Below are 8,229 nucleotides of genomic sequence, written 5' to 3' on the forward strand. Positions count from 1 at the left end.
CTAGACATCAAGAAATGTGGAAGCGATGCGGACAATAAAAAAAGTGTCCCGTTCAACTTCATTAAAAATAGAGAAAAAAGAGTGTTATTCTCTATTTATTCGAAATGAGTTGATTCGAACACTTTTTTTATTTACATAGATTGCGATTGACTTTCCTCAAACAATGTTAGTTGCGTAAAGTCTTCTTTTGTTGATTTGCTTGTCAGTTCAAATTTCCAATTGTCTTTAAAGACTTCATGTAATACTTTTTCAATACGATCTACTGCTAAAATTTCAACATTTTCATATTGATGTAATGTAGCTTGGTCGTTTTCTTTTGGAATGATAATTTTTTTCGCGCCTGCCTTTACAGCTGCTTTTACTTTTTCCGGTACACCGCCAACAGGTTTAACGTCACCTTGAATACTCATTTCACCTGTTAATGCAATCGTATTGTCGACTGAAATATTATTAACTGCTGAAAATATACCTACGACCATTGCAATACCAGCAGACGGACCATCTGTTAAAGCACCACTTGGGAAGTTAATATGAATTGTAAAGTCATCGATTGGGACACCAATTTTACGTAATATAGTTGTTACATTTTCTAACGAACCTTTTGCCATACTTTTTCTTCTAACCGACTTACCTTGATTTCCAAGACTTTCTTCTTCAACGATACCAGTAATTGTAATCGTTCCTTTCCCTGCTTCTTTTGCAGGAATTGCACTAACTTCAATAGATAATAAAGCACCAATATTTGCTCCATAAACAGCTAATCCATTTACAAGACCGACTGTTGGATGTTCAGGTATTTTATTTACCATTCTAGGAGTTAGACGACTAACTGAGACTACCCATTGAATATCCTCTTCTACTAATTCATTACGTCCAGCAGTTAAAACCATCCCACCAGCTAACTGAATTAAATTGATTGCTTCACGACCATTTTTTGCGTATCTACCGACTAATTCTAGCGCTTTTTCAGAAATCGTTAAATCAATTTTTTCCGCAGATCTTTTTGCGACTGCTTGAATTTCATCCTGTTCTAGCTCTCTAAAAAATATCTCTAAACAACGCGAACGAATAGCAGGTGGTATCTCCTCAGGTGAACGCGTTGTTGCACCTACTAATCTAAAATCTGCTGGTAATCCGTTCTTAAAGATTTCATGAATATGTGCTGGAATAGAAGTGTTCTCTTCTTGGTAATATGCACTTTCAAACTTTACTTTTCGATCTTCTAATACCTTAAGCATTTTATTCATCTGAATTGGATGAAGCTCTCCAATTTCATCAATAAATAGAATTCCGCCATGCGCATCAGTTACTGCACCTTTTTTCGGTTGAGGTACACCAGCTTGCCCCATTGCACCTGCTCCTTGATATATCGGATCATGAACAGAACCAATGAGTGGATCTGCAATACCTCTCTCATCGAATCTAGCAGTAGTTGCATCTAATTCAATAAAGACAGCATCGTTTTTAAACGGTGTTTGAGGATTTTTTTTAGCTTCTTCTAACACAAGTCTTGCTGCAGCAGTTTTCCCAATACCAGGTGGTCCATATATAATGACATGTTGTGGATTTGCACTGCATAAAGATGCTTTTAATGCTTTAATACCATCTTCTTGACCGACAATATCATTAAAAGTGGTCGGTCTGACTCTTTCAGCTAATGGAACAGTTAATGAGATTGCTTTTAACTTCCTTAATTGTTCCATTTCTTTTTTAGATTCACGGTCAATTGAAACTTTTGTTGTTCGTTGACCTTTTAATAAATGAATAAAGTACAATGCGACAATCGTACCTAAAGCGAGCTGTGCTAATAAAATAATAGTTGTTAAGTTCATTTTATACCCCTCCACTGAAGTAGAAATTAATTCTAGTATCGCCTCTTAATTGGAAGGATAAACCATTTAAAAAAATTAACTTTCTTACGTTTGCTTTACTTTTTTAGCTTATTCAAAGTAAGATTATTTTAATAAAGTAAATTTTATGGAGCGAATATGATGAATAACAAATTTGATAATATAGACAAATTAGAATTAGAATTAGCGATTTTTGTTCGAAGAGCTGAAGCTACTAGAATTGCCTTTTTAAAATATAGAGATTTAAATCGTTCAATTTACTTACTTTTACTTTCAATTGAAAAGTTCGGACCGATTAGTATTAAGTCATTAGCAGATCAGTTTCAACTAGATATTTCAACAATGAGTAGACAAACTTCATCTTTAGAAGCAAAAGGTTTTATTAAAAGAGTATCCGACGCAAAAGATGCAAGAATTAGTCTGTTTGAAATTACTAATTTAGGTATTGAACAACTTGCTGAAGTGAAAAGCGAACGCCGATTGTTTTATACTGAGTTTTTAAAAGATTGGTCAGATGAAGATAAAACTCAATTTACGGAATTACTAAAAAAGTTTAATCATACAGCAGAAAATTTCAAAAAAAATTATAAGAAATCTTAAAAATATCTTGAGATTTTTATTAAAAAATTTTAACTTGCATAATACAACCTATTACACTAATATAGTTGTGTATCACAACTAGTTTTTGTCCTAATAGTTGTATGAAGCAAGTTTTCTTTCGTTTGAGAACTGATTAACATGACATTTTATACGCTGAAACTTGTATCATACAAGTTTATTAGACAAACTCTCTTAATTTGAAAGTGTTACTTTACAACAATACTTGCATGATACAAGTATTTATTTTTTTTAGAATGGAGTGAGTTATTAATGGGTCTTACATTATTTATAAAAGATTGGCAGCATATCTTAAAGCACAAAATGGCCACGATTGCTGTTGGAATTCTTTTATTAATGCCACTAGTTTATGCTGGCTTATTTGTTGCTGGATATTGGGATCCATATGGAAAGTTGGATCAATTTCCTGTGGCAGTTGTGAATTTAGACCATGGGGCTAATATGCATGATACAAATATTCATATTGGCAATGATATGGTAACTGATTTAAAAGGGAACAAAAACTTAGATTTATATTTTGTTTCCAAAGACCGTGCTGAAAAAGGGTTAAAAAATGGCGATTACTTCTTAATCATCTCAATTCCCAAGAATTTCTCTGAAAAAGTTGCAACTATTTCTGATGAACACCCTCAAAAAGCAAAATTGGAATACAAAATTAATCAAGGTAAAAACTTTGTTGCTGGTCAAATTAGTAGCCAGGTAGCTAAAGAGATTTATGACAAAGTAAGTACAGAAATTACCAAGTCTTACACTGAGACGATCTTTTCGAATTTAAAAGATATGGGTAATGGATTTGATCAAGCCAGTAACGGTGCCACTAAAATTCATGAAGGAACTAGTAAAGCAAAAAATGGTGCTTCAAGTCTAAAAGATGGTGCAAGCCAACTGGCAAAGGGCGAAAGACAATTATCTGAAAGTACCGTGCCATTAACAGAGGGTGTAGACAAGCTTTCAGAAAGTTTAACAATAATAAAATCTGGATCTGATTCTTTAACTACTGGATTAGGTGAACTGAATCGTGCTGGTGGACAGCTTGAGGCTGGTGCTTCTTCATTAGTTTCCGGGGTAACACAACTTAATTCAGTTAGTGATACGCAAGGAATGTTAATAACAGAGCTTGAAAAAACAAAACAAAATCTAACTACTAAACTAGATGAATATATCAATAAAAATTCAGAAGCAAAAGATGACGAATCGATTCAGGCCATTCAATCGCAAATACAAATTATTACTGAACTATTAAATAAAATGGAAACAACCCAAACTTTACAATCTAATGGAATTACCAAAGTTAAAGTCGGTCAAGAAGGTCTTGCAGAAGGAATACAATCATTTGAGCAACATCTTAATAGCGCATACTTAGGTAGTCAAAAATTAACAGCTGGTCTAACTAAGTTTTCTTCTGGTTTTGATGAATGGAATGAGGGTTTCCACACATTTAGTAAAGGAGTTATGTCTGCGACAAATGGTTCAGAAAAAATACTTGACGGCACCTCATCTTTAGTAAGTGGCATGCAGGATTTAACAAATGGGACTGAAGAATTATCAGATAAACTAAGTGATGCAGCAAATAAATCTTCAAATATTCATTCAGACGAGAATTTATTTAATATGTTCTCAAGGCCTGTTGGTTTACAAGAAACTGTTATAAATAAAGTTGAAAACTATGGTACATCAATGGTGCCTTATTTCCTTACACTTGGTTTATTTGTCGGTGGTTTAATTGCATCAAATGTTATTCCTTTTGAGCGTGAAACAAAAATCGCTGGCGTATCTGGTTGGCAGCATTTCGTTAATAAGTTTTGTCTCTATGCTTCATTTGCATTTATTCAAACAATTATTGTAGATATTGTCATATTGTTTGGTTTTGACGTGCATGTTTACAGTATCCCAAAATTCTTGATCCTCAGTTTATTAGCTGCATTAACATATGTTACGTTTATCTTAATGCTTGTATCGATCTTCGGAGGAATTGGAAAATTAGGTGCTATTATTTTACTCGTTATACAATTAGTTACTTGTGGCGGTACGTTCCCAATCGAACTAGCTACTCCATTTATACAAGCGATCAATAAGTTCCTTCCAATGACATATGCAGTAAATAGTTTTAGAAGTGTAATTAGCACAAAAGATTGGAATGTATATTGGAATGGGATCGGAATTTTGTTTTCATTTACAATTGTATTTGCAATAATCGCATGTTTCTTAGTTGTAAAAGCGAATCAAAAAGAAAAACTTGTAACATCAGCTGTGTAACTAAATAAAATAAGAAAATAAAAAACCAAATGCTTTGTAAGCATTTGGTTTTTATATTTAAGCTAATTTATTTTTCTTTTCTTTTTTCTTTAATTCTAATTCTGAACCATCTTCTAATACAAGCTTAGCAGCTGCACCAGTTTTAACAGTTTCTGCAGAAATTACACATTTTTGAATATCTTCGCGAGAAGGTAATTCAAACATAATATCTAACATAATTCCTTCAATAATCGAACGAAGACCACGAGCCCCTGTTTTACGCTCAATTGCTTTTTTCGCAATTTCAACAAGCGCATTATCTTCAAACTCAAGTTCAACTTGGTCTAGTTCTAGTAATTTTTGATATTGCTTAATCAGAGCATTTTTTGGTTTCGTTAAAATTTCTACCAATGATGCTTCATCAAGCTGTTCTAAATTAGCTAAAACTGGCAAACGCCCAATAAATTCAGGAATTAAGCCAAATCGTAATAAGTCTTCAGGTAATACGTGGTTTAAGATTTCTTTTGAGTTTAAATCACTCTTTTCTGAATCTCCACCAAATCCGATTACTTTTTTACCTAAACGACGTTTAATGATTTGTTCAATACCATCGAATGCTCCACCACAAATAAATAAAATATTTGTTGTATCGATTTGAATAAATTCTTGATGAGGATGTTTACGTCCACCTTGTGGTGGTACACTTGCTACAGTTCCTTCAAGAATTTTTAAAAGTGCTTGTTGAACACCTTCACCTGATACATCACGAGTAATTGATGGATTCTCAGACTTACGAGCAACCTTATCAATTTCATCAATATAGATAATACCTTTTTCTGCACGCTCTACATCATAATCAGCCGCTTGGATTAGTTTTAGAAGAATATTCTCTACGTCTTCCCCAACATAACCTGCTTCAGTTAATGAAGTAGCATCAGCAATTGCAAAAGGTACGTTTAAAATACGCGCTAATGTTTGAGCTAATAAGGTTTTACCACTACCAGTTGGTCCAATCATTGCGATATTACTTTTCGATAATTCAACTTCATCAATTTTACTATTTGAATTAATTCGTTTGTAATGATTATAAACAGCTACTGATAAAGCCTTTTTTGCATTGTCCTGACCAATAACATACTCAGATAAAATTTCACAAATTTCTTTTGGCTTTGGTACATCTTTAAACTCTACTTCTTCTTCTTTTGCCAATTCCTCTTGAACAATTTCAGTACATAATTCGATACACTCGTCACAAATGTACACACCAGGTCCAGCAACTAGCTTTCTTACCTGAGACTGAGATTTTCCACAGAACGAACATTTTAGCTGTCCTTTTTCTTCGTTAAATTTGAACATATGTTCACTCCCTCTAAAAATTTCTAAAAAAGTCACTCAATATGTATGTATTACGAAAAAATATGTATCTTGTAGCTATATGATAGCACACAAAATAAACAAAGCAATTATTTAGTTCTCTTAAGTTGTTTAAATTTTTAGAATATATATATATTCTAAAGTAATGAAGATAATCCTTTTTTTAAAGAATTATTTTTAGTATAGCCACAATCTTTTTTTAAAAACTGTATTAACAGATTCTAACATATGTATATGTGCATTTTAAAGGAATCAGTTCATATTACCAAATATTTCATTATTTAAAAACAAGGCACGAAAAATTCGCACCTTGTTTTATACACTATATTTAAAATAATGCTTATTTTTTTCTGCTATCTACTAATAATTCAACAGCTTTACGGATTTGGATATCATCACGAACTGCATCAGTACCACCAAGCATTCCAACTAATTGGTCAGCAGGGACATTGTACATTTCAGATAAACGTCCTAATTCTTCGTTTACTTCTTCTTCAGTTGCTTCGATTTTTTCAGCTTCGATGATTGCATCGATTGTTAGGTCGATTTTCACACGAGCTTCAGCATCTGTACGCATTTGGCCACGAAGATCTTCTTCTTTAGTACCAGTGAATTGGTAGTAAAGTTCTAAGTTTAATCCTTGTTGTGCAATACGTTGTTCAAAGTCTTTAACCATACGGTCAACTTGGCTTTCGAACATTACTTCAGGGATTTCAACTTCAGAATTGTCAGCAGCTTTTTGTACTAATGCATCACGTAAGCTACCTTCAGCTTGAGCTTTTTTAGACTCTTCTAAATCAGCTTTGATTTTTGCTTTAAGAGCGTCTAAAGTTTCAACTTCATCGTTTACATCTTTAGCGAACTCGTCGTTTAATTCAGGTAGTTCTTTAGATTTAATTTCGTGAACAGTTACTTTGAAAGTAGCAGCTTTTCCTGCTAATTCAGCACTGTGGTACTCTTCAGGGAATGTTACGTTTACATCAGTTTCAACGCCTGATTTTGCACCAACTAAAGCATCTTCAAATCCAGGAATGAAAGAACCTGAACCGATTTCTAATGCATAGTTTTCACCTTTTCCACCTTCGAAAGCAACGCCATCAACGAAACCTTCGAAATCGATTACAGCTGTATCGCCTTGTTCTACTGTACCGTCTTCTTTAACTACTAACTCAGCTTGACGCTCTTGTAATTTAGTTAATTCAGCTTGTACATCTTCGTCAGTTACAGTTGCATCAGTTTCTTCAACTTCTAAACCTTTGTAATCGCCTAATTTAACTTCAGGTTTTACAGTTACTTTAGCTTTGAAGATTAAAGTTTTACCTTTTTCCATTTGTTCTACATCTACCTCTGGACGATCAACTGGCTCAATACCAACTTCTTGAACAGCTAGGCTGTATGCTTCTGGTAAAATTACATCTAAAGCATCATTGTAAAGTGCTTCGATACCAAATTTTTGTTCAAAAATTGGACGAGGTAATTTTCCTTTACGGAATCCAGGTACATTAATTGTTTTTACAACTTTTTTGAAAGCTGCGTCTAAACCTTTATCTACTTCAGAAGCTTCAACTTCTACAGTTAATAGACCAACGTTAGCTTCTAATTTTTCCCATTTAGCAGTCATTGTTAGTTCCCTCCAAGATTATCTAAAAATATATATGTGCTTACGAATTTTAGTACTATACACGCATGTCCAACTTATGAATAAACAGGAAATATTACATGTATAATTAAGTAAATAGTCGTTACAACCATTCTATTATAACACATTCCTTTTTTGTTTCAATATTTCCTATTTTATATTTAGGGCTATACCTAAAAAGATTGTTGCTTTCCACGCCATTATTCCTGTTTATGTATTAGATGCACCTTAGTCCATTCACATCACTTCGGTCAAAATTTCTTAAAAATTTAGCCTCCGTTCAAATCAAAGTACCCTTCTTTTTCAAATTGTCTTACTAATGTGGTCGCTCTTTGAACTTCTTCAAATTCAACTTGGAACAATTCAAATAAATCATCTTCATCAACTTTTCGATCAAAATATTCTTGTACAATACTATAGAAACAAGCAGTCCAAACATCCTCATTACTCGGTTCGGGAATAAATGGAAAATAGATTGTCATAAAATGTTGAAAATGTGTTTTTGCTAATTCA

General features: G+C 33.2%; 6 protein-coding genes. 2 read left to right on the top strand and 4 right to left on the bottom strand.

Going from position 1 to position 8,229, the window contains the following annotated elements:
• Nucleotides 1–131 precede the first annotated feature (131 nt).
• The gene (lonB, locus tag V7056_RS02600; protein WP_499699005.1) at nt 132–1,832 is read right to left on the bottom strand and encodes an ATP-dependent protease LonB; all 1,701 of its coding nucleotides are present in this window, start codon (nt 1,830–1,832) and stop codon (nt 132–134) included.
• 159 nt (nt 1,833–1,991) lie between these two features.
• Between lonB and V7056_RS02605 the strand changes: the two genes are divergently transcribed.
• Nucleotides 1,992–2,450 carry a MarR family winged helix-turn-helix transcriptional regulator gene (locus V7056_RS02605; RefSeq protein ID WP_499699007.1) on the top strand — a complete coding sequence of 153 codons (459 nt, stop codon included), beginning with the start codon at nt 1,992–1,994 and terminating at the stop codon, nt 2,448–2,450.
• Nucleotides 2,451–2,720: 270 nt separating this feature from the next.
• A complete protein-coding gene (locus V7056_RS02610) occupies nt 2,721–4,724 on the top strand; it encodes a YhgE/Pip family protein (RefSeq protein ID WP_499699009.1) in 2,004 nt (667 codons plus the stop codon).
• Nucleotides 4,725–4,781: 57 nt separating this feature from the next.
• On the opposite strand, the gene clpX is transcribed toward V7056_RS02610, so the two are convergent.
• The 3 genes from clpX to V7056_RS02625 form a co-directional block, all read right to left on the bottom strand.
• Nucleotides 4,782–6,059: an ATP-dependent protease ATP-binding subunit ClpX gene (gene clpX / locus V7056_RS02615; protein ID WP_499699011.1), complete on the bottom strand. Its 1,278-nt coding sequence runs from the start codon at nt 6,057–6,059 to the stop codon at nt 4,782–4,784.
• A gap of 358 nt (nt 6,060–6,417) precedes the next feature.
• The gene (gene tig, locus V7056_RS02620) at nt 6,418–7,698 is read right to left on the bottom strand and encodes a trigger factor (RefSeq protein WP_499699013.1); all 1,281 of its coding nucleotides are present in this window, start codon (nt 7,696–7,698) and stop codon (nt 6,418–6,420) included.
• 287 nt (nt 7,699–7,985) lie between these two features.
• A partial coding sequence (locus tag V7056_RS02625; protein WP_499699015.1) for a hypothetical protein occupies nt 7,986–8,229 on the bottom strand: 244 nt, incomplete at its 5' end.

Source organism: Bacillus sp. JJ664 (assembly GCF_036962205.1).
In the GTDB taxonomy this organism is placed as follows: domain Bacteria; phylum Bacillota; class Bacilli; order Bacillales; family Bacillaceae_G; genus Gottfriedia.

Bases quoted from the DNA above. Each gene is read 5' to 3' on its own strand.
- lonB (WP_499699005.1), bottom strand. From the start codon at position 1,832: ATGAACTTAACAACTATTATTTTATTAGCACAGCTCGCTTTAGGTACG.
- V7056_RS02605 (WP_499699007.1), top strand. From the start codon at position 1,992: ATGAATAACAAATTTGATAATATAGACAAATTAGAATTAGAATTAGCG.
- V7056_RS02610 (WP_499699009.1), top strand. From the start codon at position 2,721: ATGGGTCTTACATTATTTATAAAAGATTGGCAGCATATCTTAAAGCAC.
- clpX (WP_499699011.1), bottom strand. From the start codon at position 6,059: ATGTTCAAATTTAACGAAGAAAAAGGACAGCTAAAATGTTCGTTCTGT.
- tig (WP_499699013.1), bottom strand. From the start codon at position 7,698: ATGACTGCTAAATGGGAAAAATTAGAAGCTAACGTTGGTCTATTAACT.